A 26,607-nucleotide genomic window follows, 5' to 3' on the forward strand; every position below is an offset into this window, starting at 1 on the left:
TAAGGGTGAGGATGACGTTGGATAAACAGAAACGCCTGAACACAAGCGTCTTCCTGGTAACAATCGCACTGCTTGCCGTGATCTGGATCAGCTGCGCACTCTCCATATGGACCAACTATTCATCCAAACTGAATCAGTCCGTCCAGCAGATCGAGGAAAAGCTCCGATTTGTGCAGGAACTCGTAAAACATGATGTGGACTCCGTCATTGCGAGCATGAACACCATCGGCGAAGTCGCCAGACAGTTCGCGAAATCGGATCTGCAACTGGCTGACATTCAATGGGATACACCGCTGACGCGCACCATGATTGTCATTGATCCGGCAGGCATCATCATCGCTGACTCAAGACCCAACCAGCCTGCCATGGGCCGGTTGGTCGATGACCGGGAATATTTCTTGGTTCACACGGCACGATCGGATGACGCGCTCTACATCGGACCGAACGTGCGGAGCCGCGTGGACGGTGCCTGGTCTCTTCCCGTTTCACTCGCCATCCGCGACCGTAACGATGGCAGCCTTGTCGTCGTCGTGTCCTCGGCCGTGGATCCGGTGGCCTGGGGTGAACTGATCCTGGAAAGAACACGGCATCTAGATATTTTTCTATACGTCACGGATCAAGACGGCGTTGTCCTGTCAACGTCGCCCTTCGAGGATGCGGCAATCGGACAGGATATTGCCGGGCTGAATGCTGACCGCGCATTGGAAACTCCGCGATCCGGCGATCCTCTTAACGCATTGAGGGACTTTCTCTTCCCGGAAGACCGGTTCAACAGGTCCATTGCGCTCAATGAGCTACCGATTTCGATTGAGCTTAGGTCGAGCAATCGGAAAATCTTCAAAGACTTTCTTGACTATGTAATCGCCAATTTCGCAGTCAGCTTCATCCTGGCGACGATCGTGCTTTTTTACGCTTTCCTCCAATACAAGGCGAACGTGAACGTTCAGAAAAACAGAGCCCAACTCTTGGATTCGCTGCAAGCATCGAGCGAAGGCTTTGCGCTGTTCGATTCAGAAGATCGTCTCGTCGTCTCCAACAGCGTATTCCGCGACTTCTATGAAACCGAAACCTACAAGATCAAGGAAGGAATGACATTCGAGGAGATGTTGCAGGGTTGGCTTGCGGTGGGCGCTTATCCGCCGGCAAGAGGCCGCGAGGAGGCCTGGATCACGGAGCGGTTGCGGCAACACTTTGCCGCTGAAACGTCCATACAACAACTCGGGGATGGACGCTGGCTTCAAGTCTCGGAACGCCACACGGCGGATGGCGGGATCGTGAGCGTCCGAACCGACATTACGGAACTGAAGAACCGGGAAAAAGAGCTCCGACGGAGTGAGAAGCGGTTTCAGGATTTCACGAAGACGGCTTCAGACTGGATGTGGGAAACGGATGCCGACCATCGGGTCGTGGAGTTCGGCCACAGCCATGAAGTCACGAAGGTCATCGAGCTTGAAAACGTCCTTGGAAAACGCAGAGAACAACTCGCCCTTGGCGACACGGAGTCCCAAAAGTGGCTTGATCATTTCGAAGACCTGGAAAACGAGAAACCTTTCCGGGATTTCCAGTACTGGTCCAAGGCCTATCGGGTCCCGTCGGACAGCAGTGCCGGCGAGAACCGCCTTGTGGCCATCTCTGGGATACCGGTCTACGACGAGGACGGCACCTTTGCCGGCTACCGCGGAACCGGCCGCGACGTGACCCAGGAATATGTGAACAGTCAAAGGATCAGAGCGAGCGAAGCAAGATTTCGCGCGATGTTCGAGAGCATACGCATCGGGATCGTACTCTCCGACGCGACCGGACGGATCACGGCGTTCAACCCGGCTGCCCAGGAAACATTTGGATATGACGAAAACGAAGTTCTGGGCCAGAATGTTGCAATGCTGGCGGATGAAGAGCACCGTCGGCGGCACGACACCTATATTCGCAACTATTTCACAACCGGTGAGGCAAAGCTGATTGGCAAAAACCGGGAACTGCACGCGGTCCGGAAAAACGGACACGTTTTCCCGGTCAAACTCTCGCTTGCCGAGATGCTGATTGACGGGAAAAAGCAGTTCATTGCCTCGATCATCGACATCAGCACCGAAAAGAGCCTCGAAGCGCAACTCAGGCAATCGCAGAAACTGGAAGCCGTCGGAATGATGGTTGGCGGGGTTGCGCACGACTTCAACAATATCCTCGGCATCATCATCGGACATCTCGATCTTGCCAGCCGCACCGTTGAACCGGATACAAAACTGGCCGGGCAAATCGCCAAGTCTCTGAATGCGGCAAATCGCGGTGCCAACCTGACCAGCCGCCTGCTGAGTTTCTCCAGAAAGTCCGTGGTGAAAACGGATCGTGTGAATGTAAATGCGGCCCTTTCGGATCTCCATGAACTGATCCAGCGCTCCCTGACCGACAACATCGCTGTACACCTGGAACTGGACGACCAGGGCCCGCAGGCGTTCGTGAATGCAAGCGATCTTGAAGACAGCATGGTCAATCTTTGCATCAACGCCCGCGACGCGATGCCTGAGGGTGGCCGGATCACGATCTCATCCAGAAGCGTTTCCCTGTCCGCTGACGAAGCCGCCGGAGCCAGTGTTCCGCCAGGTACCTATGTTGTTGTTTGCGTCAGCGATACCGGAACCGGCATTCCCGAAGATATCAGGCAAAAGATTTTCGAGCCGTTTTTCACAACCAAGGACACGGGCAGAGGAAGCGGCCTCGGCCTGTCCATGGTCTATTCCTTTGTACAACGGTCTGGGGGAGCCATTCGCGTCCACTCCGAGGCCGGGACCGGCACGAGAATTGAGCTGCTTCTGCCGAGCGCCGGGACCCCGAAGAACCAGGAACCCGCCGAAGGTGCATCCGGTGCGGTAGCATCACCCCAACCCACGGGGTCAGAACGAATCTTGGTCGTCGACGATGAACCTGATCTAGCCGAAATCGCGCAGCAGCACCTGGACGACCTCGGTTATTCCACGAAGGTCGCCCATGGCTATCTCGAAGCGGTCGACATTTTGAAGGGCAACGAAAAATTCGACCTGCTTTTCAGTGACGTCGTGATGCCAGGCGGGCAGAACGGCTATCAGCTGGCCGACATCGCGCGCCAGCTTCAGCCGGATTTGCGTATTTGCCTGGTGTCCGGTTTTACGGATGGAATGCAATCCGGGAATGGCGATGATAACGCTTCATATCCGGTCATTATGAAGCCGTATTCGAGGGAAGACCTGAGTGTCGAGATCCGCCGCTTACTTGATACATAGCGAATTGCACACGGGAGCGAAGCGCTCTGATTGACCGGAGAGCCCCGGCTTCTGGCGGGGCTCTCCGGTTCCGCTTTCGGCAGGATCTGGCGGCCTCGAGGGGGTTGTTCAGACGCCTGTCACCGGCCGAAGCGCGAAGGCCCCTGCTAGTCACCGGGTCTGAAGTTCGGTTCATTTTGCAGCGGGCTTCGAACAAACTTCAGATTCAAGAAGGTGACTAGCAAGTCTATGTTTCAAGTGCGGTTTACGAATTTGAAGTTCGCTGCGGAGACTGCTGCAGCAATGATGCGAACTTCAAATTCACCGCACTAGGTGTTGGACCCATAACTGAGACTGAAATGGCATGTGAAATGGCGAAATCCCGTTAGGAAGCGTGTGCGGAGCGGGCTTCGTGCCCGGTCAAGCACGCTGACGCCACGGGGTGAAGCCATTTCCATGTCCTTCGGATTTAACCGGATTGCGCCTCCCTGGCGTCGCGAAAGGCTTGAAAATGAACCACATTTCCTGCGCTTCCGCTCCTTGAGGAGAAGCAATCCGCCTCAAACCATTTCTGGCCTCATTTATGAGTCCATCACCTAGCCTGCGGCCTGCTGCCCGCCATCTTCACCCAGCGATCTGATCCGCTCAAAAAATCCGTTCACTTCTGCAGCGATTGTTTCCGCGCCCTGCTCCATGCCCTGAGCCGCCTCCGAGAACGTTTTCGCGGTGGTGTCGGATGTGATGATCGCTTCTTTCACACCCGCAATATTGCCGGACAGAACGTTGGCCCCGTTCGCAACGGTCTGCACGCTATTGGAGATTTCGTTCGTGGCGGAACCCTGTTCTTCCACCGCCGCGGCGATGGCGGCTGTCATTTCGTCAAGCTGGCGAACCGTATCCGCGATTGTCTCGATCGATCCCACCGCCGACGAGGTGGCATCCTGTATCTCCGAAACCTGCTGACCGATTTCCTCCGTCGCCTTGGACGTCTGCGTTGCCAGTTCCTTGACCTCCGCAGCGACGACGGCAAAACCCTTTCCGGCATCTCCGGCGCGCGCTGCTTCGATCGTCGCGTTGAGCGCAAGCAGATTTGTCTGCTCCGCAATCGCCTGGATGAGGCCGATGACATCGCCGATCTTTTGGGCCGCACCGGACAGACTTTCGACTTCGCTACTGGTTGTTTCCGCGCTCGCGCGGGCCTGGGTCGCTATTTGCGACGCGCCCGACACCTGCTTCGAAATCTCCAGGATCGAGGCGGAAAGCTCTTCTGTGGCGGACGCCACGGTCTGGACGTTGATGCTTGCATCTTCGGAAACGGCAGAGGCGGAATCCGTCTCAGATCGCGCCGCGCCGCAGACGTCCATAAGCCGTCCGGCGTCCTCCGCCAAGGCGCCGGCGCTGCTGCCAATGTTCGAAATCGGCTCCGAGACAGACGATTGAAATGTACTTATGGCCACGTTCAGCTCTTCCGTGCGCGCGGCCTGTTCTTCAAGCAGGATCGCCTGGTAGGTCGAAACCGCCATGTCCAGATCGAACAGGACTGCTGTCGTGATATGCGAAAGGGCATCGGAGAGCTTCCCTGGCGAAAAGCGATGCTTCCGGATGATCGCTTGCTGCAACTTCACCAGAACGAACTTGTAGCCGGCAATGTACCATCTCGGCTCCAGCCCAATGCGGCTATGAACGCGACCGATACGGTTGATGCTGTCCACGTAGTCGTCGTCGAACCCTTGCGTAAAAAGCTTCACCCAATGGTTTTTCTGTGCGTTTTCCAGCCGGGGCTGCTGTTCGCCGACAAGTCCGGCCATTTCGGGAAACTTTTTCAAGTGGCCGTAAAAGGCCGCCAGTATTCCGTCCAGGTCCTTTTCGATGACAGGCCAAAGGGCACGCAGGTTGTTGACGACAGTCTGGTCAATGCCTGCAAAAGACAGGCGGCCAATGAACTCTTCAGGCCGATGGGACATGTGCACATCCTTTTGTCATGGGCTTTTGCCGTTTTCAGGGATCCAGCCAGCACAACAGATGCAGTCAAGTCCCCCACTGACGAAAAGGATGTCTTGATTCTGATAATTATTTGCTAATAGCAAGCATCTATCAGGCAGAAAGGCTGCGAGTATGGGAAATTCAGGCTGAACGCAGAACTGTCGATACCGAGGTCAGGAGATCTCCAACCTTGAAAGGCTTGAAAAGAAATTCGGTCGCGCCGCCGGCTTCTGCAAGCGCCGAGGCCATTTCAAGGGAAAGATCGTCTGCGCCACCGGACATGAAAATGATCGGGAGATCCGGTTTCAGCGCACGCAAGGCTTTCAATATCCCGAGTGAGGTCTCCTTGCCGACCCAGAAATCGAGAACGGCGAGGTCGTAGTTGTGCCCGCTATCAAGGTCTGCCGTTACCTCGGCCAGCGTGTTGAACGCAGTCACGGCATAGCCTTCTTCGTTCAAGGACGCGCTGAAAAGCTCCAGCAGAGAAGGTTCATCTTCAATCAGCAATATGCGGGCCGTCATCCGTCCAGTATTCCTTGAATTGAGATCGTCTGAAGTGTCTGTTTAAACTGATTTTTCTGATCCTCGGGAAGCCGGCTGATGAGCGCTGCGAGCGATTTAAGCGGATCAAGGTCGAGAATTTGCCGCCCGCTTCCCGTGAGCGAAACGGTTGTCTGCCGGCCATCGGAAGCGCTTTTTGTACGCACTATCAGGCCGCGGCGGTTCAGGCTGTCCAGCGCGCGCGTGACCGGCGCAAGAGTCAGTCCGACAAAACGGGCTATCCAGGTCGGGGTCTTCTGTTCCGGAGTGGCACGGGCAAGGCAACGCAGGATGGACCACTGCAATCGACTAATCTGCCCCGGACCCCGGTCCACATAGGCATCATTCAGAAGCTTGTCGATCAAGATCGCCGCTGCGAGATCGCTCCTGTCCCCTGTTTCCAATGTCTCGATAGCCTCATTTTTCTGCTGGAATCCTCACCATGGAAAGAATCGTCCAGTAGACAGGAGGTTATTGAGTTACATTGCTTGCAGCAATCAAATTTTACTTCTGTCCAGAAGTTCTCGGTCTCGCTACACCAAGCCCTTCTCCAGGTGCATGGCACCGAAGTTGCGCTCTCTGCCCGACTGTGCCTAACGCAACGATCAGCAGTCCTAAGACACCTGTTCCAACCAGATATCATGCGTTGTGATCTGGGCGCGGAACGCCGAGACGACAAGACACTAACCCGATGGATCGAGGATCACGTTCCAGGTTACGTGTTTCTCCGATGGCAACAGGACATGCGAGAGGGACAGCGGTCACGAATTGCGATTGATCGCCTGCTTCTGTCATCCGCGTTCAATATGTAGCACAACGCCAATCGCGGCTCGCGCACCATTCGGGGCCTCCGCCACGGGAGGCTTTTCGCGAACCGTTCTGGATGGCAGGCAGGAACTGGCAAAGCGCATCGACTATTGGATATTTTCTCAGGCAATCGCTTGGCACTTGAGGCCGGACGCACGCCAACGAAAGGCGGCCACGCAACAATCAGTGCGAATTTTTCGACTGATCGAGGAACTTCTGCTCCAGCGCGGACTTGAGTTGTTCCATTATCTCTTTGAGGTCATGTCGAAGCTGGCGCCCTTCGACTGTCTCCGGATCCAGTTTTTTCAGCAGTATGGCGTAACAAGCCAGTTTCTCGCCAACCTCTCTCAAGCCGGAAACATTCGATGTCTTTTTGGACTGGCAAAGCGCGATCAGAGTGTTCAGATTCTTCTCGATTTCCAAATCGTGGAGAGCAATCCTGTCTCTCGTGATCTCTTGCCGTCTTTGAGCCAGTAACGGGTGCATGTCTGGCACGAACTCCAAAAATCAAAGATCTCGGCCGCAGCACACGAATTAAATTTCACCCCTGTGCCGCCCAGTATTCTGTTGGTTGTGGCGGAGCGGCACAGGGTTTTTTGTTTCATTCGCGCACAGATTGCTAGTAGCAAGTATCAAGCAAAAAGCATATTTTGCAACCCCAATCTTTTACCTGTCATTTTTCCGGGTATCGTCTTGCGGATGCTGCCCGAAAGCTGGAAGATTGTCGCAAGGACGACACCGAACAAAGACCTCAAGGTGCCATCGAGACTGAGGTCCCGTCGGATCTGATGCCGTCACAACGCTCCGCAAGCCCGTGTTCCGTATACGATCCACAAAACTCCTCGCCTTCTCGGAGGCACGTTGGGGCGCACTCTAGCAGAGACACGTCTTCTCAATGTCCGCTTCCCGCCCATCCCGTGAATTTGCCGCGCCCAAAATGAACGTCTGCTTTCGGGCGCAAGCTTCAACGCGGTGAATGTCCGAAACGTGGGCGCAAAACGGACGCAAACCGCAAGATGATGGAATGTCCGCTCCGGACCGTTAATGTCCGCATCCAGGCGCAGCTGTCATGGCCGCTTTACTGTGTCTACCACAAAAACCCGACAGTCCGTTTCCGGCCCCAAAACGGCCATTCAAAATCGACGCATTTATGTGCGTTCAGTCCGCAATGCTGGCCTGCGCGTTTGATTATTGTCTTTGGAGGTCCCGCCGAAAGCAGTCATTTGCGCTCGCTCGTTTGTGGGTGCGCCTAAACTTACCAGACCCACATCCGGTTCGGGAAACACTTGCCCTGCAGGTCTTTCCCGGTATGTCTAGCCTATGCGCGCATTTTCCCAATTGCTGGACAGGCTCTCGCTCGAACCGCGCCGGCTGGCCAAGGAAGCCTTGCTGGTCCGGTATTTCCGGGAGACAGCAGACCCTGATCGCGGTTATGCGCTGGCGGCCTTGACCGGCGGTCTGAATTTCAAGAATGCGAAACCCGCGCTTTTGCGCGCGCTCATAAGCGATCGGACCGATCCGCAGCTCTTTGCCCTGTCTTATGATTTTGTCGGAGACCTGTCGGAAACGATAGCCCTGATGTGGCCGGCCGCCGGCGACGCGGCAGGCGATGACAACCGTGAAAAACTGTCGCTCGGCAACGTGGTTCAGGCGCTGGAAACCGCCGGCAAGACCGATGTTCCGCGCCTCCTGATCGACTGGCTGAACCGATCTGACGAAACCGGCCGGTGGGCGCTATTGAAACTTGTGACGGGCGGATTGCGCGTCGGCGTTTCCGCGCGGCTTGCCAAGACCGCCGTTGCCCGCCTTGGCGCGCTGGATGTTGCCCAGGTCGAGGAGGTGTGGCACGGGCTCGAGCCCCCCTACGAGAGCCTGTTTGCCTGGGCCGAGGGCAGGAGCGGCAAGCCGGACAACCAGGATCCGGCCCCCTTTCGGCCCGTGATGCTGGCACATCCGCTGGACGAGGAGCGTGACCTGCCCCAGCTGGACGCCTCGGAGTTTGCCGTTGAATGGAAGTGGGACGGCATCAGGGTCCAGGCCGCGGCGGGGCAAACCGGGGCAGGCGACGTGGTTCGGCGTCTCTACAGCCGGACGGGCGAGGATATTTCGAGAGCCTTTCCGGACATTGTCGATTTGCTGAATTTCAATGCCTGCATCGACGGAGAACTTCTCGTTGTGAGCGACGGGATCGTGCGCCCGTTCGCCGATCTTCAGAAACGCTTGAACAGGAAAACGGCGGGGCCGAAACTGATGCGCGACTATCCGGCCGCGATCAGGGCCTATGACCTGCTTGAGCTTGAAGGCGAAGATCTGCGCGAATTGCCATTTGCGGCGCGCCGGCAGAAACTGGCCGATTTTGTCCAGACCCTCGCGGTGCCCGCCATTGATCTGTCGCCCATGCTGGTCGCCGGAGATTGGGACCAGATCGCGGCGGCGCGCGCAAATCCGCACTCCCTTCTGGACACAGGCAATGCGGACGCCGTCGAAGGCTTGATGCTGAAACGCCGGGATGCGCCCTATGTCACCGGCAGGCCGAAAGGTCTCTGGTTCAAGTGGAAGCGCGAACCCTACCTCGTCGATGCCGTGTTGATGTATGCCCAAAGGGGCCACGGCAAGCGGTCTTCGTTCTATTCCGACTACACCTTCGGTGTCTGGCGCGGCGGCGATGACGGCGACCAGCTCGTGCCCGTCGGCAAGGCCTATTTCGGTTTCACCGACGAGGAACTGCGCGAAATCGACCGGTTCGTGCGCAACAACACGCTCAATCGCTTCGGCCCGGTGCGGGAAGTGAAACACGGCAAAGCGGAAGGCCTGGTTCTTGAAGTCGCCTTTGAGGGGCTGAACCGGTCGAAGCGGCATAAGTCGGGTGTCGCCATGCGCTTTCCCAGAATATCCAGGCTGAGATGGGACAAACCGGCCGGTGAAGCCGATCGGATCGAAACGTTGGAAGCCCTCCTGCCGAAGCAGGAGGATCCGGCGCAATGAAGTCCGCCGGGAGACAGGTGCGGGCTTTTTGGCCGTGCTTTGGCCATGGATTTGTGGCACGTCTGCGTGACGGAAGGACGGAGAAGGGTGGTCCCGGGATCCCCTGCCGGTATTCGGAGAATTCCATGACGATGCGTATTTTGAAACTTCTGTCCCTGTCTGCCGTGACGGCTGTGTTGCTGATGCAGGCTGCCCCGGTCAGGGCGCAGTCCGAATTGACGGGCGCGGCCAGGGAGGCCGTGACGGATGGTGCACCGGACCGGTTTTCGCTGGTTGAAACGGATGGCGACATCTTGAGGGTCGACAGGCAAAACGGCACGATCTCGATCTGCCAGGAACAGAACGGGTCCTGGCGATGCAATCCGGTGCCGCTGGCCGAAGAGGCCTATCTTGCCGAAATCAACGAATTGGCTGCGGAGGTCGACCGCCTCACGGCCCGTCTCGAGGACCTGGACGCGGACGGCGGGTCTTCGAAATCACCCGCGCCCTCGCCGAAACGGACTCAGCCGGATAGCGGCTCCGACTGGACCGACGATGACGAGGAACTTGAGCGTGTTCTGACATTCACCGAAAGCGCCATGCGCCGCTTTTTCGGAATGGTGCGGGAGCTGCAGAAAGACTTTGAAGGCGAGGGCAACTAGTCACCTGAATCTGAAGTTCGACTCATTTTTCAGCGGGCAAAGGAGACCGGCCCTTCGGGTGATGGCAAGCAGCCCATCGGCAGCGTTGCGCCGCTTGCCCGATACACCGCATCGCTCTGCGCGACGCGCCTTGCCGAATGAGCTGCTTGCCAACATCAAATTGTGCAGACTTACCGCCCGATGCTCTAGGCGCTCCGCAGGCGGCCGCATTGAGACCGGCCATTTGCGCGCCCGGTCCGGTTGCCTTGTCGTTTACCCTCAGTCGATCAGCATCTTGGATATGGCCGCATGCGCGCTTTCCGGCAGTTCGACCGATTTGCGAGAAGTCAGGTCCATCGGCAGGGCAACCACATCAAGTGTTGCCGCCAGGCGCGCGGTTCTGCTTTCGTAAAGGTGATGCCGCATGGAGAACGTGCGCGCGCTCACATTGGTAAAGCCGGTCGCGACAACGACGGCATCTCCGGTCTTCAACGGCGTTGACCAGGTCAACTTCATTTCGGCGGCGACACGGCCGTACCCGTTCTCCGTGAGATAGGCGAGGTTCATGGGCGTCCGTTGCCACACATGCGCGACACCGTCGGTGCAGCAGGCGAGCGCGTATTGATCGTCGGCCTTGCCGTCCGGTCCGACATCGCGCGGCATCACAGTTCCCCTGAAGCAGATCTCCGCACCCTGACCAAGCAGCGACTGGAGCGTTCCGCGCACGCCGGAGGGGCCGGACTTTATGCCGCGCGGCGCAGCGTCGGCGATCATCGGTGTCTGGAAATCCTTGAACCGCTGTCGCAATGATTTTGCCGAATTCGGGCTGGGTTCATACCCATCCAGTGCGGTCGCAGCAAGGACCCCACTGGCACCGTCGCGCATTTCATGCACCACGGTCAGCATATGCGGACCGTCAAAGGCGACGCTGGAATGTATTGTGACCAGGTCGCCGGTTCTCAGCTCCTTGTGATAACGCACGTGACGGACCCGCCGCGCACCTACGATCGTCTCGCTCAATCCGCACATCAGACGAAACTGGCGGTCCGCTTCCTCAAACCGGCTGAAATAGAACTGGACATTCAGGTGATCGTTTTCGTCGCATTCCCAGCGATTAACAAATGAATAAAGGGTAGATTGAATTGTCATTTCAAAACTTCGCGCAAGTGTTTAAAAGATAGATATTCAGGGGTCACCATAAGTTCATTTGTTGCCTCCTTTCGAGAAATTATCAATAGAAATGTAGACTGTGGAAAAAATATTTCTAATTCGGAGAGTTATATTCTTTGGATTTGGATGGATGCTGCGGAAATTGAAATTTAAACCACTGGTTGTACTATTTTTGATGTAATTTTTTGTCGGCTTTACTTTTACTTGTGTGGATGTTGGCGTGAATTTACTCTCGCAGGCGCTCGCGGCTTCGTTTGATGTTGAGCGTACGCGCCAAATCGATTGTTTGACTTGCACCTGAGGGGTGTTGCAAACATACTTCAACGCGGTAGCTCTATCAGACCAGAAGCCAAAGAAAAGGCCTAGAAGCGCTCGGTAACAACCTGAGCGCTCGGCGAGCAAGGGATTGGTACAGCTGCGAAAAGACCGTTGAGGGAGGAAAAACAACGTGTCGGCAACCTCGTATCGCTTTATCATCGCAGATGATCATCCCCTGTTTCGAGGGGCGCTGCGGCAGACACTGGAAAAACAGTATCCTGACGCCTCGATTGAGGAGGCGGGCGCACTTGAAGACGTCACGGCACGTCTGGAGCAGGATGGTGATGCCGATCTCATTCTGCTTGACCTGACAATGCCGGGCATGCGCGGGTTTTCCGGCCTCATGTATCTGCGCGCCCAATTCTCCGGTGTGCCGGTTGTCGTCGTATCCGCAAACGAGGAGCCGCAGGCAATCCGCCGTGCAATCGAGTTCGGCGCGTCAGGCTTCATTCCCAAGTCGCACGGCATAGAGGTGATCAGGCAGGCGATATCGGACGTCATGTCGGGCAACGTCTGGACACCTCCCGATGTCGATCTCAAGGCGGACGATGGCAGCGACGACCTCATCCAGCGTCTTTCGACGCTGACCCCCCAGCAGGTGCGCGTGCTGATGATGCTGTCGGAAGGGCTTTTGAACAAACAGATCGCCTATGAACTGTCAGTGTCCGAAGCCACGGTGAAAGCACACGTGTCGGCAATCTTGCAGAAACTGGGCGTCGAAAGCCGGACCCAGGCGGTTATCGCGGCGTCCAAGATCGAAGCGGGCCAATGGCAACTGGGCGGGGAAGAGCAGGAAGCTGCCGGGGCATAATACGCTCTTCGGCAGACCCTTGTGCAACCGTCCAGAGCGCGCTGCCTTTTGCGCCGTCCCGTGCCTTTTGGCTTCCGGCCGGCCGCGTTGGCAAGTTCGTTAAGGTAAACAAGAGTTAGCGCTAAATTCCTCGAAAGACTCACGAAACTCCGAATATTTCACAAGGTTCTTTACCGGAATTTCAGGGAATTAAGGATACATCTGCATCACAAGGCGCTGTGCCCCATGCGCAGCAACAAGACAGTGATGCGGAGTAAAAATGCGGCCCGGTGCCCATTGGAAATTGGTCCTTCAGACGATCCTTCTGGCGCTTGTGTCACCCGGCTCCCGCGTAAAGCACGCGGCGATGCGGCCGGACGGGCACATGGATGCCAGCCCGACCCGCGCGCTGTTGCTTGCGTTCGGTCATCCGGTTGTCGATCAGTATCTGGCGTGCCGTGTCCGCGCGGCCCAGATCGCAAGCATTGCGCGTCTGACACCGCTGACGGTTTTTGCAAATGTCGTCAACGTCGTCGTGGTCTTGCCGGTTCTGGCGCAGGCCCTGCCGTTTGCCTATGTAATCGCATGGGTCGTGGCGGCGATGAGCCTTATGGCCCTGACGACCATCAAATGGTTCCTGTCGTCGCGCTCACCCATCGAGCTCGCCTCGCACCGGGCCCTGAACGCGGCTGTCCGGCATGCAACGTTTTTGAGCCTCCTGTGGGCAGTGGTCCCGGTTGCCGCTTTCATGAGCGGAAACGTGAACGCGATCTGGATAGCGTCCTGCGTGACCACGGGAATGATCTGCGGTGGCGGGTTTGCGCTCGCGACCGTTCCGCAGGCGGCGTTCCGGTGGGTCGCCATCTTGTATGCAGCGACCGTTGTGGCTCTTGTGATCGATCAGAGTGTCATGATGTGGCCGCTTCTGGTTCTGCTGACGAGCTACACATTCGTTGTCATCGGAAGCACGACTGCAGCGGGATGGCTGTTCGCGTCTCACTTCCTGGCTGAGGCGGAACTCGAAAAGAACGGCGACCTGATAGCCCTCCTGCTGAACGAATTTGAAGAAACATCGAGTGACTGGATCTGGGAAACGAGCAGCACCGGCAACTTCCGGAACGTCTCCGACCGGTTTCTTCACGCCAGCGGCCGGACGCGGCCGGAACTTCATTCCATGCGCATGGTCGATCTGGCCTATTCGCTCGACAGCGAGGACGCGCGCGCGCAGGTTGCCGGCTTGGAAGAAGCCATCAGCCTGCAGAAGTCGTTTCGCGAGATTGTCATCGGGCTGACCGTGAACGGTGAGGAACGCTGGTGGTCGATTGCCGCGCGTCCCGTCTACGATGATCACGGCTCGTTTACCGGATACCGGGGCGTTGCCTCTGACATCACCGAGGCCAGACGTGCGGAAAAGCTGGTAACCCATCTCGCCGAGCACGACTCCCTGACCGGGATCGGCAATCGCAGCTGGTTCCTGAACCAGGCGGAAGACCTGCTTGCCGAGCAGGTGAGGTGTGGACAGAACACCCTGACACTCTTCCTGATCGATCTCGACAACTTCAAGGTCGTCAACGACACCAGCGGGCACCCTGCGGGCGATGAACTGTTGAGACAGGTTGCCGATCGCTTCACCGCCATTAGTGAAGGCAGGACGTCGCTGGCGCGCTTCGGCGGTGATGAATTCGCGGCACTCGGACGCTTCGTCAGTGACCAGGCGGCGAGCGCTTTCGCCGAGGAACTCGTCAACGTGGCCCGCAAGCCGTTCAGGATCGGAAACCGGGACTTCGCGATCGGAGCCACCGTTGGTTTCACAAGACTGAGGGGGCCCGACGACACCGTCGACGATCTCATGCGCAATGCCGACATCGCCCTTTACAAGGCCAAGGAAAGCGGCCGCGGTCGGGCCCTTGCCTTTGAATCCGCCATGGAGAGGGAAGTCCGTGAACGACGTGAGCTGGAAGCGGATCTGCGCGAGGCATTCGAATTCGGCAAGCTCAGCGTTGAATTCCAGCCGATCGTCAACGCACGTTCGGGCAAGGTGATTTCCAGCGAGGTGCTGGTCCGCTGGTTCCACCCGACCCGTGGCGAGGTCACGCCGGACACGTTCCTGCCGATTGCCGAACATGCAGGACTGATCCTGCCGCTCGGAAACTGGGTGCTGCGAAAGGCCTGCGCGGCCGCGGCCCAGTGCCCCGACCTTGAAAGTGTCGCGGTCAATCTGTCGGCGGTACAGTTCATGGACCCCAATCTCGTCAGCCAGATCACCACGGTCCTCGACGACACCGGGTTCCCGCCGGAAAGACTGGTTCTGGAAATTACCGAATCCGTATTCCTGCGCGATTCGGGCGCCGCGCCCGAGAAACTGAAGAAACTGCGCAACCTGGGTATCAAGATCTCGCTCGATGACTTCGGTACCGGGTATTCGTCTCTGTCCTATCTGCGAAAATACAAGTTCGACAAGATCAAGATCGACAAAACCTTTGTCGACGAGATCGGTGAGCGCAGCGACGGTCTTGCGATCATTTCAGCCGTCATCGCCCTTGCCCATAACCTGGGTCTCGAAGTCACGGCTGAAGGCGTTGAACGCCGCTTCCAGGTGGATGCGCTGAGGACCCTGGGCTGCGACACCCTGCAGGGTTATTTCTTCGGAAAACCGAGCGCGAACCCGATGCATATCATGCAGGCGGCATCCGAGGATTGGGACGAGCAGGAACAAGAGCTCGTGCAGGACGGCGACGACGACACACCGAAGGCGTCAGCGGCGGTTTCCGCGAACTGAATACCTACTCTGCAGCCTGGCCCACACGGCAGCGTGCCAGCTGTGCCCGCAGGGCGGCGGGTTTGACCGGCTTGTTGAAAAACGCGATATCCTTTTCCCCGGCTTCGGACCGTACCGGCCTGCTGCGATCCGCGGTAATCAGGATTGCCGGGATGTGACGCCCGAATTTCCACCGCAACTTCACGATGGCTTCGATCCCGGTGCCGTTGTCCAGATGATAATCGGCGAGAATGACGTCGGGTGTCAGGCCGGCCTTGTTCAGATGCGCGGCAGCTTCCTGTTCGTTGCCGGCCGTAACGACCAGGCAGTTCCAGCTCGACAGCAGGTGATGCATGCCGCTCAGGATGTCGGGCTCGTTGTCGATTGCAACAACGCACAACCCGTCCAGATTGCCGATCGCGGCCGGCGCCTGCATTTCCGGAAGCGTATCGGGAACGGCCGCTGCGCGCGGCAGTTCGACCGAAAAACAGGAGCCTTTTTCCAGGGTGGATCTGAGTGCGACCGGATGATCCAGAACGTGACTGATCCGTTCGACGATCGACAGACCCAGTCCAAGACCCTTGGCGACGCGCATGCCGTCGTCAAGCCTGTGAAACTCCTGAAAGATGGCCGTCTGCTTGCTTTCGGGTATTCCCATTCCGGTGTCGTGTATTTCAACGATCACGCGATTGCCGCGCCGGCGGCATCCGACCAGCACGCGGCCGTCCTGCGTGTATTTCAATGCATTGGAAACGAGGTTCTGAAGCAACCTGCGCAACAGCCTGCGGTCCGTCCGCACGGACACCGTCGTTGGCACGATGCGCAGCTCAAGACCCTTCTCCTGTGCGACGGGCAGAAAGTCCAGGGCGAGCCCGCGCAGGATCTCGTCCAGCCGGAAAACCGTCGGTTCCGGTTTCAGTGCACCGGTGTCCAGCCGCGAAATATCCAGGACGGCGCCCAGAATGTCCTCGACGGATTCCAGGGCGGATTCGACATTGCGCACGAGTTCACCGTCTTCTCCTGCGTTCAGCTTCTCCACCAGCACGGACGCGTAGAGGCGCGCGGCGTTGAGCGGTTGCAGAATGTCGTGTCCGGCAGCGGCAAGGAATCGCGTCTTGCCGATATTGGCCTCTTCCGCCGCATGGGTCGCCTCCACCAGGCGCTCGTTGACGTGGGTGAGTTCCTCCGTCCTTTCCCGCACGCGCCGCTCCAGGGTTTCATTGGCCCGGGCGAGCGCTTCTTCTGCCATCACGCGTTCGGTGATGTCGGTATAGGTGGTGACGATGCCGCCGTCGGGCATGGGGCTGATCCGGACTTCGAAGACCGCGCCGGTCGATTCCAGCCGCTCCTGGAAGGTTTCCTGGACCACCACCAGTTTCTCGATGCGATCGGCAACGATGCTTTCGACCGGCCCCGGGCCGTATTCGCCCCTTTGCGTGTTGTAGCGCAGGATGGCGTCAAGCGTGGTTCCAACCTGCCCGTATTCGGCCGGGAGCCCCAAAAGATCGCGGAACTGGCGGTTCCAGCAGATCAGGCGCAGGTCGCGGTCGAAGACGCCGATGCCTTGCCGGACCTGGTTGAGCGCCGTCTGCAGCAGGTCCCTGTTGTACTGAATGGCGATCGAGGCATCGTCGAGAAGTTTCACCGCACCCTTGGTGGACGGATCATGCCGCTTGAGCATCAGCGTCAGGACAAGCCTCGAGGAGGCCGCGCCGATCGCGCTTGCCAGCAGCTGTTCGGAAAAGCGGAGCAGATTGGCATCGGCGAGGGTGTTCGGGTCGAGCGGTATCCCGCGCTCGCTCGCGAAACGGTGGAATGATCGCTCGGTGCGCTCCTCGCCCAGGTAGCGCGCGACGGTCGATTGCAGGTCGGCCGCGGTGACGGACGTGCGCCAGTAGCGGAGGCTGGGCGACGGTGTCAGTTCCGCCGGCACGAAGACATTGGCCTGGAGGGTTTCGGCCGGAAGCGGTTTTCTGACGAAGGACACGCCGACAAAAAGAAGGATATTGACGAGCAGGCTCCAGAGCGTGCCGTGGATGAAGGGGTCCAGCTGCAGACCGAAAAGCGACTGCGGGTTCAGGAAACCCAGGCCGAAAGGCCCGGTCTCCAGGAAGTCGGTCGACAGGAGGCCGGATTGCGCGAAGGTCGGCAGCAGCAGTGTATAGCCCCACAGAAGAAAGCCGCTGCTGAGACCGGCCAGCGCGCCGAGCGATGTCGCGCGCCTCCAGAACAGCGCACCGATGAATGCGGGCGCGAATTGCGCGATCGCGGCAAAGGACAGGAGGCCGATGGACACAAGGGCAGCCGTGTCCCCCGCCGCCTTGTAGTAGGCGTAGGCCAGCAGAAGAATGCCGAAAATCGCCAGCCTGCGGATCGTCAGCAGGTGGCGGCTCATGTCGCGCCCGCTGCTGTTGATCAGGTTCTCTTCCCCCTGCCTGCGCAACAGGAGCGGCACCACGATGTCGTTGGAGATCATGATTGCCAGGGCAACGGTCGCGACGATCACCATCGCGGTCGCCGCGGACAGACCGCCGATGAAGGCGAAGAGGGCAAGCCATTCCTGGCCTGCATCGATCGGCAGGGCGAGCACGTAGGTGTCGGCATTGATATCCTGTCCGAACCGCAGCATGCCTGCCGCGGCGATCGGGATAACGAACAGGTTTATCAGGACCAGGTAGAGCGGGAACATCCATGTCGCGCATCTGAGTTCCGAATCGGAGTTGTTTTCGGTGACGGTCACGTGAAACTGGCGCGGCAGCATGAGGACCGCAAACCCGGACAGGATCGACAGGATCAGCCAGTTGCCCACATTGATCGGCTGTTCGAACACCTCGGCGACTTCCGGGGCTTCCGAGATCGCGCGCACCAGATCGAACGGGCCGTCGAAGAGCCAGTAGGTCACCCAGATGCCGACGGCCAGGAAGGCCAGCAGCTTGACGATCGCCTCGGCCGCGATGGCCAGCATCAGGCCTTCCTGGTGTTCCGTTGCGTCGATGTGCCGGGTGCCGAACGCCCAGCTGAAAATGGCCATGCCGAGCGCGATCAGCAACGTGATGTCGTTGAAGAACGGGGCAAAGCTGAAGCCCTGGGAGATCAGCGGACCGACCATGGTCGTGACGGAGAAGGAGACGGCTTTCAGCTGCAGCGCGATATAGGGAATGACGCCAATCACCGCAATCAGGGTCGCGAGCGCGGCCACGGACTGGCTCTTGCCGTAACGCGCACCGATGAAGTCGGCGATCGAGGTGATGCTCTCGGTTTTCGAGATCTGGATGATCCGGCGCAGCAACGGATATCCGAGGGCGAAGACCAGCAGGGGGCCGATATAGATCGTCAGAAACTCGGCGCCGTTGCGCGTCGCATTGCCCACGGATCCGAAGAAGGTCCAGGAGGTGCAATAGACTGAAAGGGACAGCGCGTAGATGAAGGGGCGGCCCCCCGCCCTGGACGGAGAGTTGCGCTTCATCCTGTCGCCGAAACTCGCAATGGCAAAGAGCAGCAGGATATAGGCCGTTGCGACCAGTATCACGATCCAACCGTGCAGCATGTTGCTGTTACCGTCCTCCCGACCGGTTTGCAGACACCCGTTCTGCCACTTTTCCCAATCCGATCATAGTGCCGGGCGCATGTCCATTCGCCTTGCGACTAGGGTCATGACTCTAGTCGCAACCCCGATTATGGACCCGTTTGCAACGGGTTGAAACCAATCAACTTTGGTGAAGTCTTGTTCACATCGTTTCATGCAAAAACGGGCAGCATTCGCGGTATGGTGTAGCCGGAATGAGCTGAGAGGAAGAAACGGTGTCCGACTTGATGCAGCGCCTGAGCACAGGTGCGCGAAACACGCCCAAAAGCGGGATCATTGAAATTTTCAATGCCGCGTCGGGTCACGAGGCGCTGATCCCGCTCTGGGCGGGGGAAGGGGACCTGCCGACCCCCGATTTCATCAACCGGGCCGTCAAGGCGTCGCTTGACAGGGGCGAGACCTTCTACACGTATCAGCGCGGTATTCCGGAACTCCGCGAGGCTCTGGCCGCCTACCATGGTGAAATCTATGGCCGCCCGTTTTCCCCGGAGCGCTTTTTTGTCACCGGTTCCGGCATGCAGGCGATCCAGCTTGCCGTTCAGGCCATCGCGGACGCCGGACAGGAAATCATCGTGCCGTCCCCGTCCTGGCCCAATATTTCCGCGTCCGTCGAGATACATGGCGCGAAGACGGTGTTCGTGCCCATGCACGAGGCAAGCGGCGGATGGGATTTGCACCTGGAGGATGTCGAAGCCGCGATCGCGCCCAAAACGGCTGCGATCTTCCTCAATTCGCCGAGCAATCCGACAGGTTGGGTCGCCGATCTGGACCTGTTGGGGGCCTGTCTCGATCTCGCCCGCAAACATGGCCTCTGGATCATTGCCGATGAAATCTACGCCCTCTACTTTTACGGCAACACAGCCAGGTCGCCGTCATTCTATGACATTGCCGAAGATGATGATCAGATCATTTTCGTGAATTCCTTTTCAAAGAACTGGGCCATGACGGGGTGGCGCGTCGGCTGGATGTCGGCCCCGCCCGCCATCGGCCAGGTTATTGAAAATCTGGTGCAATATTCCACCTCAGGCGTTCCGGCGTTCTTGCAGCACGGGGCTCTTGCCGCTTTGAGCGAAGGCCGGGAATTCCTCGAATCGCAGATTGCGCGGGCGCGCGATGGCAGAAGTGTCGTGGTGAGCGGACTGCAGCGGAGTGGGCGTATCAGCGTGGCGCCGCCTGAAGGGGCGTTTTATCTTTTCTTCTCGGTCGACGGCGTGGAGGATACGCGCCGTTTCGCGCTCGACCTCGTGCGGCAGACAGGTGTCGGCCTCGCGCCCGGAACCGCGTTCGGACCCGGCGGCGAGAGCTTCCTGCGCCTGTGCTATGCCCGCAAGCGCGCGCATCTGGAAGAAGCCGTCCGGCGAATTAATGCTTGGCTTCCAGCGTTTTAGATTTGCGATGGGTTGCTGGTCTACGTGAAACCCCTTAACCTCGAATGGATGTGATTTCCATGTGGGTTGCGGGATGGCAGACGAGTTTCTAATTGATCGGGATGCGGAAACCGCAGCGGTGTCGGACGCGCGGCTGTCGAGCGTGTTCGATACGGCGGTCGACGGCATCATCGTGATCAATGAACGCGGTCTCGTTCTGGCCTACAACAAGGCGTGCGAGCGCCTGTTCGGATACGAAGCCGCCGATCTGCTGGGGCGGAACGTCCACAAGATCATGCCGCAGGACTACGCGCGGGCTCATGATCAGTATGTCCGAAACTACATTGAAACGGGCGACAAGAAGATCATCGGCATTGGCCGGGAGGTCAAGGCGCAGCACAAGGACGGAACCATTTTCCCGATCGAACTGTCGGTCGGCGAGGCGGACACACCCTATGGCCGTCAGTTCATCGGCATACTCCGGGACCTGAGATCAAGGAAGATCATCGAGGAACATCTGGCAAAGGCACAGGCGCAGCTACTTCACATGACCCGCCTCAGTGCGCTGGATGAAATGGGTGCCGCGATCGCGCATGAACTCAATCAGCCGCTGACCGCGGTTCTGCTCTATCTCCAGTCGGTCTCAAGAAAGGCCAGGAACGACGGCACGATGGATCCACAGCTTCTTTCGGTGATTGAAAAGGCCGAGCGGGAGGCGGAACGGGCAGGTGAAATCATCCAGCGCATGCGCCAGCTTGTGGAGAAAAAAGCGCCGGAGAGACAGACCCTGGATGTGGAGGACGTCGTGCAATCCTGCATGGAGATGGCGGAACTCGGCAACGGCGAAACGCGCACATTCCTGTCGTCCAGTGTCGAACCCGGCTTGCCTCCGCTGCAGGCTGATCCGGTCCAGATCCGCCAGATTCTCATAAATCTCTTGCGCAATGCGCGCGAAGCCGTCGCCGATCAGGACGAAAAGCGCGTGCATCTGTCGGTCAGCCTGAATGGGGACCTGCTCGAATTCAGGGTGTCCGACAACGGACCTGGCGTGCCCGCCGAACTGGTGGAGGGCCTTTTTCGGGCATTCACGGGCGCGAAACACAAGGGGGTCGGTCTCGGCCTGGCGATATCGCGTTCCATTGCGCAGAACCATGGTGGAGATCTGAAATTGGAGCCTGTATCCGACGAAAGTGGGGCTTCGTTTCTGTTGACCTTGCCGGTTCACCCGCGCGAAGAAGCAACGGACAAAGATCTTTAACGGGCGACAAGACAAAAGAAGCAAGGACGGAAACAAATGGAAGCTGGCGCAGAGGCCGTTTACATCGTTGATGATGACCCCGCGGTGCGTGATGCGCTGTCTGTCCTGTTCAACATGGAAGGTTACGTGGTCGAAACCTTCTCTGACGGAGACACGTTCGTGCAGTCCGCCAGTAAATCCGTTCCCGCCTGCGTCATGCTTGATGTCCATATGCCGGGGCGCTCCGGCATCGAGATCCTGAAGGCCCTGAACGCCGAGCACTATCCCGCGCCGATTTTCATCATTTCCGGACAGGGCGACATTCCCATGGCCGTCGAGGCAATCCGCAACGGCGCTTTCGACTTCATCGAAAAACCGTTCTCTGCCGAGACAGTGCTTGAGCGTGTGAAGGAAGCGATTGCCGCGATGAGGCAGCGTCAGGATGTCGATACGTCCCAGACGTTCGAGGGCGCGGACCTTCTGACGCGCAGGGAACTGGAAGTCCTGAAGGAAATCACGGAAGGGGCATCGAACAAGGAAGCCGGCAGGACGCTTGGTATCAGTCCCAGAACCGTCGAGGTTCACCGCGCCCGGATCATGGAAAAGCTCAGCGCGCGCAACGCGGCCGATCTGGTGCGCATCGTCCTGGGGCATCCGACTGCGGGCTAGTTCGGCCATCGCGCGGGAAACATTCCGTCCGTTCACGCAAGTTTTTATCGATGGACGTATTTCTGCGTACATTCGCAGCGCTATTTGTCGCGTATGTTTCTAGGTGATTTTGGCAATGTCGCCTGAATCACCGGAAACACGCGTTTGGTTGTTCACATAATCGAGGATGATGAAGCTGTTGCCGATGCGCTGACGATCGCGCTCGAACTTCTGAATCATTGCGCCCGGACCTATTTTGACGGTGAAACCTTCATGGCGGAAGCGGACTTGTCTTCCGGCCACTGGGTTATTGTGGACCTCGGTCTGCCTGGAATAAGTGGCGCTGAAATCGTCAGAAAATTGAACGACCTTGCAACCCCGCCCAGGATCATTGCGATTTCCGGAAAGTCGCGGACAAAGATCGCACGCCAGGTCAGCGAATTCGAAGGGCTCAAGGTTCTGCGCAAGCCGCTCTCCATCGACATGCTGACAGCGGCGATGGCCTGAGGCCCGACGCGCATACGCATTTTCCTTGATCCGACCTGATGCACGCGCTGGCTGCGGCCTTTTGACATATGTAGTTTCTCTTACGCAGTCGACCGAATTCCTTCAATAGATTCCTCGCTTTAGAGTTATGCCTGCAAGTTGCGAAACGTCGGACGGGGCGTTTTGCCGGTAGGGGAACTTCCTTGTTTCATCGGTTTTGAGGGCGGCTCTGCCCGAAAGGAAACAGGACCTGCCGGGGTTGGCTAGGCCGCGCAAGAATGCGCGAAGGAGGGAAAAATGGCATATTTCGAAGCAGGTGTTGCAGGTCACGGTGCTGGTGCGCGCGCGGGTGTCGCGACACCGTTACACGCCACGCAGGCAGGTTTCGCCGAGGTTGGCGGCAAGGCAAGCGAATATGACACCCATGCCGTCGTCTATTACGAGGGAGACCCCGCAAGGCGTCTATACGAACTGGTTCGCGGCTCCCTCATGCTCTACAAGCTTCTCCCGGATGGACGCAGACAGGTTGTCGAGGTTCTGCGCCCCGGAGACATCTTCGGGCTCGCGAACGGCGACGAGCATGACTGCACCGCCGAGACACTGACCAAGTCGCTGGTCCAGGAAATCGATCTCAGGAAAGTCGAAGCTTCCGAAGAGCTTCAGAAAAGCCTGACAAGATGCCTGACCAACCAGATGCGCGCGCTTCACGAGCATGCTGTGCTGCTCGGCCGCAAGTCCGCGGTTGAGCGGGTTGCCAGTTTCCTGATGCACATGGTGCCCGACCGTGGCGGCGCAGGCTGCGTTGGCCCGGTCGACGAGGACGACGACGGTTTCGACCTTCAACTCCACATGACCCGCCAGGAAATCGCCGATTATCTCGGCCTGACGATCGAAACGGTCAGCCGTGTGGTTTCGGAACTGAAGCGGCGCGGGGTCATCCGGGTCGACAAGGCGGACAAGATCCACCTCAACAAGGTCTGCGGCCTGTGCCGCATGACGGGCATGCATTGACACCTCCCTCCTCCTGAAACTCAAGGGCCGCGCATTGTCGCGGCTTTTTTTTGTCTGCAATCCACGGGATTTCGGGCGGCAAGGAAAGTCTTCGTTAGGCATGTTCGCCGTTTCAGGCTGCCTGAAGGGCACCTTCGGCGGCGACCCGCTTCTTTCTTAACAGGTGAAGCTGCATATAGACCCCGGCTTTTGCAATCAGGGCGCGACGGCGATGCAGATCAACTCCCTCAGATTCGTTCAGGAGCGAAATCCCGAAGGGGGCGCTCACAAGCGCTACCACGTGCTTGCGAACGAAACCGAATTTGTCCGGTTCGATCTGACGAAAAGGACGATCGGCAAACCGGTGGACATGGTCAATCTGCTTGATCAGTCGATCCGGACGTTGACCCCGGAAAGGAAACTGCTCTGCAGACAATGGCAGCTTGCCGGCGGGGATCCGGGCGAGGATGGACAGATCGCAGCCAAGGGATCTGACGTGTGGCTCGTTCAGGACGCCGCGCAATTGGAGCTTTTCAGGGTCGTCGACCCTCGAAAACTGGCCACAAAAACGCTTGAAACCATGCTGGGAAGCTGGCCGGACAGCTATGCCATCGTTTCAGGGGACGAATGTGTCGGTGTTATCCGGCGCGCGTTGAAACCCGGGGAAGCGGAACCGGTGAACCGCTTCCAGAAACTCGCCGGTCTGTTCAAGGACCGCGACTGGACCCTGGAACTCAACCAACCCGTACCCTTGCAGTCTGCCTATCGCATGATCGCCTCGGTTCTGCTTCTGATCGAAGTCACGGTCAGCGGTGCACGCGCCGGCTGAAGATCTTTGACGTTCAGTCAGACGGCGGCCGAGTGCCGCGCCTTTCCGCTCGCCTGGCTGTCGGCCAGATAGGCATCGAACGCCGCTGCCGCCAGCCGGACGTAAGGCCGCCCTGCCTCCGTCACGCTGACCCGGGCCTGATCGTCCCCGTTCAGATCCAGGGTCACGAGCCCGTCGGCGACCAGATCCTCAAGATAGTCGAAGGCGTCGCTCACATCCCTGATGGACAGCCCGTGGCTCGCGCAGACCGGGCCGAGGTCACACGCGTAGTTGGTCATCAGGTCCTCGATGATGTGGCCCCGCAACCTGTCATCGGCGCTCAGCGCAAGCCCTTTTGACACCGGCAGCTTTCCGGCAAGGATGCTTCGGCGCCAGTTTCCGACATCGGGCATGTTCTGAACGAACCCGCCGGTCAGCTTGCCGATCGAGGAGACGCCGAAACCGATGAGCTGTTCGCCCTGGTCGGTTGTGTACCCCTGGAAGTTCCGTTTCAGCGATCCGTCGGAAAGGGCGACGGCCATGCTGTCATCGGCGCGCGCAAAATGGTCCAGGCCGATCGCGACGTAACCGGCGTTCAACAATTCACGCCTTGCCAGGTTGGCCAGTTCAAGCCGCTCGGCTGCAGACGGCAGGCGTGTCTCGTCGATCAGCCGCTGATGTTTGCGCATCCATGGAACATGGGCGTAGCCGAACAGTGCGATCCGGCCCGGTGCGAGCGCCAGCGTTTTCTCGATCGTATCGCGGATCGTCTGAGGCGACTGTTCCGGCAAGCCGTACATGAGATCGAAATTGAGGGCGTCCAGTCCCGCGGATCTCAGGAATTCCGATGCCCGTGCAACGGTCTCATAGGGTTGGACGCGGCCGATTGCCAGTTGAACGGCAGGATCGAAATCCTGGACGCCGAGACTGGCACGGTTGATCCCGATCATCGCCAGCGTTTCGGCAAGGTCCGCGGTCACGAGCCGTGGATCGAGTTCGATCGCGTGTTCAAGATCGGGCGACAGGTCGAACAAGACGCGCATCAGGCCCGTCACGTCGACAAGGCTCTCCCGCGAGAGCAGGCTCGGGGTTCCACCGCCCCAGTGGATGTGGCGAACCGGCCCGGCGTTTTGCAGATGCTCGGCCACCAGTCCGATCTCCTGGGCCAATGTCGCAGCATAGACTTTCAGCGGCGCATCCTTGCGCGTCGCCTTCGTGTGGCAACCGCAATAATGACAAAGCTCCCGGCAATAGGGCACGTGAAGATAGAGCGACAGGCTGTCTTGCCGTGTGATCGCGGACAGCCAGTCGGCATAGGTGGCCTCGTTCACGCCGCTGTGGAAATGCGGGGCTGTGGGATAGCTGGTGTAACGCGGAACGTTGCGCAGCGCATAGGAAAGCGGGTCATTGGTCATGGGCCCATCATTCCGGCTAACCTCGGCGGGAGCCTTGATATCGCTCAACCCGGCGGTCTGATTCTGGAGAAACATTTTGATACCAATCGCGGAAGAGACAATTGGCGCTGCCGGGCAGGGCGTTTACAGGCTGCACGGTGCCCCCGACAATGCGAACTTCGTCGTCCGGATGGTCCTTGAGGAGCTGGGCGCACGCTATGAATTCGTCTCCGTTGACAGGGCTGCGGGCGAGCAGAAGTCGGAAGAATACCGGAAGCTCAATCCGCAGGGGTTGATTCCCGTGCTGGAAGTGCCGGGGCAGGACGCGGTGACATTTGAAACCGGGGCCATCCTCCTGATGCTTTCGGAGCGGCATCGCTCTCTGGCACCCGCACCGGAATCGTCCGGGCGCGGCAGGTTCCTGAAGTGGCTGTTCTTTCTCTCCAACACGCTGCACGCGGATCTGCGCATCTCCTTCAAGCCGCACCGCTACATGCTCGACAAGGCGTGCATGCCCGATCTCAACGCGGCGCTCCGGAGCCGCATCGATGCAAGCTTTTTGCTGCTAGAGCAGGAGCTTGAAGCATGCGGGGGACCGTTCCTGCTGGGGGGCGGTCTCAGCTGTCTCGACCTCTACCTGGCGGCCTGTGCGCGCTGGGCGCAGATCTACGGCACATGCGGGGTTTGGCCTGCAGACAACTATCCGCGGTTATTCAGGCTCCTGGAGGAACTGGAAGCCAGACAGTCGGTTCAAAGGGCGTGCGAGCTTGAGCTGATCGAAGGCTTGCCTTTCACGGCACCCACGCCGGTCGCGTTCGCGCGGGAGAAATGACCGGAAAAAGACTTTATGTTGATCGATGCAATCAATCATGACGATGATAATCAAC

Annotated in this window: 19 protein-coding genes; 12 read left to right on the forward strand and 7 right to left on the reverse strand. The window is 58.6% G+C overall.

What is annotated here, in order from left to right; translation table 11 throughout:
- Positions 1–17 precede the first annotated feature (17 nt).
- Positions 18–3,254 (forward strand): PAS domain S-box protein, encoded by a 3,237-nt coding sequence (locus ACO07N_RS15360; RefSeq protein ID WP_421981856.1) that lies wholly within the window; start codon positions 18–20, stop codon positions 3,252–3,254.
- Positions 3,255–3,829: 575 nt separating this feature from the next.
- Here the strand turns inward: ACO07N_RS15360 and ACO07N_RS15365 are convergent.
- The 4 genes from ACO07N_RS15365 to ACO07N_RS15380 all read right to left on the reverse strand — a co-directional run bounded on the left by ACO07N_RS15365 (position 3,830) and on the right by ACO07N_RS15380 (position 7,049).
- A complete protein-coding gene (locus ACO07N_RS15365; protein ID WP_421981857.1) occupies positions 3,830–5,197 on the reverse strand; it encodes a protoglobin domain-containing protein in 1,368 nt (455 codons plus the stop codon).
- Positions 5,198–5,357: 160 nt separating this feature from the next.
- Positions 5,358–5,738 carry a response regulator gene (locus ACO07N_RS15370; RefSeq protein ID WP_421981858.1) on the reverse strand — a complete coding sequence of 127 codons (381 nt, stop codon included), beginning with the start codon at positions 5,736–5,738 and terminating at the stop codon, positions 5,358–5,360.
- Complete coding sequence (locus tag ACO07N_RS15375) at positions 5,735–6,121, reverse strand: MarR family transcriptional regulator (RefSeq protein ID WP_421981859.1); 387 nt, start codon at positions 6,119–6,121, stop codon at positions 5,735–5,737. Before ACO07N_RS15375 ends, ACO07N_RS15370 begins: the two co-directional genes overlap by 4 nt.
- Positions 6,122–6,746: 625 nt before the next feature.
- Entirely contained in the window at positions 6,747–7,049 is a 303-nt protein-coding gene (locus tag ACO07N_RS15380; protein WP_421981860.1) for a hypothetical protein, read from the reverse strand.
- Between the two features lie 834 nt (positions 7,050–7,883).
- On the opposite strand from ACO07N_RS15380, the gene ACO07N_RS15385 reads away from it, so the two are divergent.
- Both ACO07N_RS15385 and ACO07N_RS15390 read left to right on the forward strand, forming a co-directional pair.
- Positions 7,884–9,548 (forward strand): cisplatin damage response ATP-dependent DNA ligase, encoded by a 1,665-nt coding sequence (locus tag ACO07N_RS15385; RefSeq protein ID WP_421981861.1) that lies wholly within the window; start codon positions 7,884–7,886, stop codon positions 9,546–9,548.
- 125 nt (positions 9,549–9,673) lie between these two features.
- Positions 9,674–10,189 carry a hypothetical protein gene (locus tag ACO07N_RS15390; RefSeq protein WP_421981862.1) on the forward strand — a complete coding sequence of 172 codons (516 nt, stop codon included), beginning with the start codon at positions 9,674–9,676 and terminating at the stop codon, positions 10,187–10,189.
- A gap of 258 nt (positions 10,190–10,447) precedes the next feature.
- On the opposite strand, the gene ACO07N_RS15395 is transcribed toward ACO07N_RS15390, so the two are convergent.
- A complete protein-coding gene (locus tag ACO07N_RS15395) occupies positions 10,448–11,317 on the reverse strand; it encodes an acyl-CoA thioesterase (RefSeq protein WP_421981863.1) in 870 nt (289 codons plus the stop codon).
- Positions 11,318–11,786: 469 nt separating this feature from the next.
- Between ACO07N_RS15395 and ACO07N_RS15400 the strand changes: the two genes are divergently transcribed.
- Entirely contained in the window at positions 11,787–12,467 is a 681-nt protein-coding gene (locus ACO07N_RS15400) for a response regulator transcription factor (protein WP_319386283.1), read from the forward strand.
- Positions 12,468–12,831: 364 nt separating this feature from the next.
- On the forward strand, positions 12,832–15,225 hold the full coding sequence (locus ACO07N_RS15405; protein ID WP_421981864.1) for a putative bifunctional diguanylate cyclase/phosphodiesterase: 2,394 nt from the start codon (positions 12,832–12,834) through the stop codon (positions 15,223–15,225).
- 4 nt (positions 15,226–15,229) lie between these two features.
- Here ACO07N_RS15405 and ACO07N_RS15410 read toward each other — a convergent pair whose 3' ends face one another.
- A complete protein-coding gene (locus ACO07N_RS15410) occupies positions 15,230–18,751 on the reverse strand; it encodes a PAS domain-containing hybrid sensor histidine kinase/response regulator (protein ID WP_421981865.1) in 3,522 nt (1,173 codons plus the stop codon).
- A gap of 266 nt (positions 18,752–19,017) precedes the next feature.
- Between ACO07N_RS15410 and ACO07N_RS15415 the strand changes: the two genes are divergently transcribed.
- From ACO07N_RS15415 to ACO07N_RS15440, 6 genes are all read left to right on the forward strand, one after another.
- The gene (locus tag ACO07N_RS15415; RefSeq protein ID WP_421984435.1) at positions 19,018–20,178 is read left to right on the forward strand and encodes a pyridoxal phosphate-dependent aminotransferase; all 1,161 of its coding nucleotides are present in this window, start codon (positions 19,018–19,020) and stop codon (positions 20,176–20,178) included.
- A 73-nt stretch (positions 20,179–20,251) separates the two neighbouring features.
- Entirely contained in the window at positions 20,252–21,415 is a 1,164-nt protein-coding gene (locus tag ACO07N_RS15420; RefSeq protein ID WP_421981866.1) for a PAS domain-containing sensor histidine kinase, read from the forward strand.
- 36 nt (positions 21,416–21,451) lie between these two features.
- Positions 21,452–22,063: a response regulator transcription factor gene (locus ACO07N_RS15425; RefSeq protein ID WP_421981867.1), complete on the forward strand. Its 612-nt coding sequence runs from the start codon at positions 21,452–21,454 to the stop codon at positions 22,061–22,063.
- A 144-nt stretch (positions 22,064–22,207) separates the two neighbouring features.
- On the forward strand, positions 22,208–22,549 hold the full coding sequence (locus tag ACO07N_RS15430) for a response regulator (protein ID WP_421981868.1): 342 nt from the start codon (positions 22,208–22,210) through the stop codon (positions 22,547–22,549).
- A 276-nt stretch (positions 22,550–22,825) separates the two neighbouring features.
- Positions 22,826–23,539: a helix-turn-helix domain-containing protein gene (locus ACO07N_RS15435; RefSeq protein WP_421981869.1), complete on the forward strand. Its 714-nt coding sequence runs from the start codon at positions 22,826–22,828 to the stop codon at positions 23,537–23,539.
- A 211-nt stretch (positions 23,540–23,750) separates the two neighbouring features.
- Positions 23,751–24,347 (forward strand): hypothetical protein, encoded by a 597-nt coding sequence (locus ACO07N_RS15440; RefSeq protein WP_421981870.1) that lies wholly within the window; start codon positions 23,751–23,753, stop codon positions 24,345–24,347.
- 17 nt (positions 24,348–24,364) lie between these two features.
- Here ACO07N_RS15440 and hemN read toward each other — a convergent pair whose 3' ends face one another.
- The gene (gene hemN, locus ACO07N_RS15445) at positions 24,365–25,741 is read right to left on the reverse strand and encodes an oxygen-independent coproporphyrinogen III oxidase (RefSeq protein ID WP_421981871.1); all 1,377 of its coding nucleotides are present in this window, start codon (positions 25,739–25,741) and stop codon (positions 24,365–24,367) included.
- A 76-nt stretch (positions 25,742–25,817) separates the two neighbouring features.
- Between hemN and ACO07N_RS15450 the strand changes: the two genes are divergently transcribed.
- The gene (locus tag ACO07N_RS15450; protein WP_421981872.1) at positions 25,818–26,552 is read left to right on the forward strand and encodes a glutathione S-transferase family protein; all 735 of its coding nucleotides are present in this window, start codon (positions 25,818–25,820) and stop codon (positions 26,550–26,552) included.
- Positions 26,553–26,607: the final 55 nt, after the last annotated feature.

It is taken from the genome of Roseibium sp. (assembly GCF_965229775.1).
In the GTDB taxonomy this organism is placed as follows: Bacteria; Pseudomonadota; Alphaproteobacteria; order Rhizobiales; family Stappiaceae; genus Roseibium.

Bases quoted from the DNA above. Each gene is read 5' to 3' on its own strand.
- ACO07N_RS15365 (WP_421981857.1), bottom strand. From the start codon at position 5,197: ATGTCCCATCGGCCTGAAGAGTTCATTGGCCGCCTGTCTTTTGCAGGC.
- ACO07N_RS15370 (WP_421981858.1), bottom strand. From the start codon at position 5,738: ATGACGGCCCGCATATTGCTGATTGAAGATGAACCTTCTCTGCTGGAG.
- ACO07N_RS15380 (WP_421981860.1), bottom strand. From the start codon at position 7,049: ATGCACCCGTTACTGGCTCAAAGACGGCAAGAGATCACGAGAGACAGG.
- ACO07N_RS15385 (WP_421981861.1), top strand. From the start codon at position 7,884: ATGCGCGCATTTTCCCAATTGCTGGACAGGCTCTCGCTCGAACCGCGC.
- ACO07N_RS15390 (WP_421981862.1), top strand. From the start codon at position 9,674: ATGACGATGCGTATTTTGAAACTTCTGTCCCTGTCTGCCGTGACGGCT.
- ACO07N_RS15395 (WP_421981863.1), bottom strand. From the start codon at position 11,317: ATGACAATTCAATCTACCCTTTATTCATTTGTTAATCGCTGGGAATGC.
- ACO07N_RS15405 (WP_421981864.1), top strand. From the start codon at position 12,832: ATGGATGCCAGCCCGACCCGCGCGCTGTTGCTTGCGTTCGGTCATCCG.
- ACO07N_RS15410 (WP_421981865.1), bottom strand. From the start codon at position 18,751: ATGCTGCACGGTTGGATCGTGATACTGGTCGCAACGGCCTATATCCTG.
- ACO07N_RS15415 (WP_421984435.1), top strand. From the start codon at position 19,018: ATGCAGCGCCTGAGCACAGGTGCGCGAAACACGCCCAAAAGCGGGATC.
- ACO07N_RS15420 (WP_421981866.1), top strand. From the start codon at position 20,252: ATGGCAGACGAGTTTCTAATTGATCGGGATGCGGAAACCGCAGCGGTG.
- ACO07N_RS15425 (WP_421981867.1), top strand. From the start codon at position 21,452: ATGGAAGCTGGCGCAGAGGCCGTTTACATCGTTGATGATGACCCCGCG.
- ACO07N_RS15435 (WP_421981869.1), top strand. From the start codon at position 22,826: ATGGCATATTTCGAAGCAGGTGTTGCAGGTCACGGTGCTGGTGCGCGC.
- ACO07N_RS15440 (WP_421981870.1), top strand. From the start codon at position 23,751: ATGCAGATCAACTCCCTCAGATTCGTTCAGGAGCGAAATCCCGAAGGG.
- hemN (WP_421981871.1), bottom strand. From the start codon at position 25,741: ATGACCAATGACCCGCTTTCCTATGCGCTGCGCAACGTTCCGCGTTAC.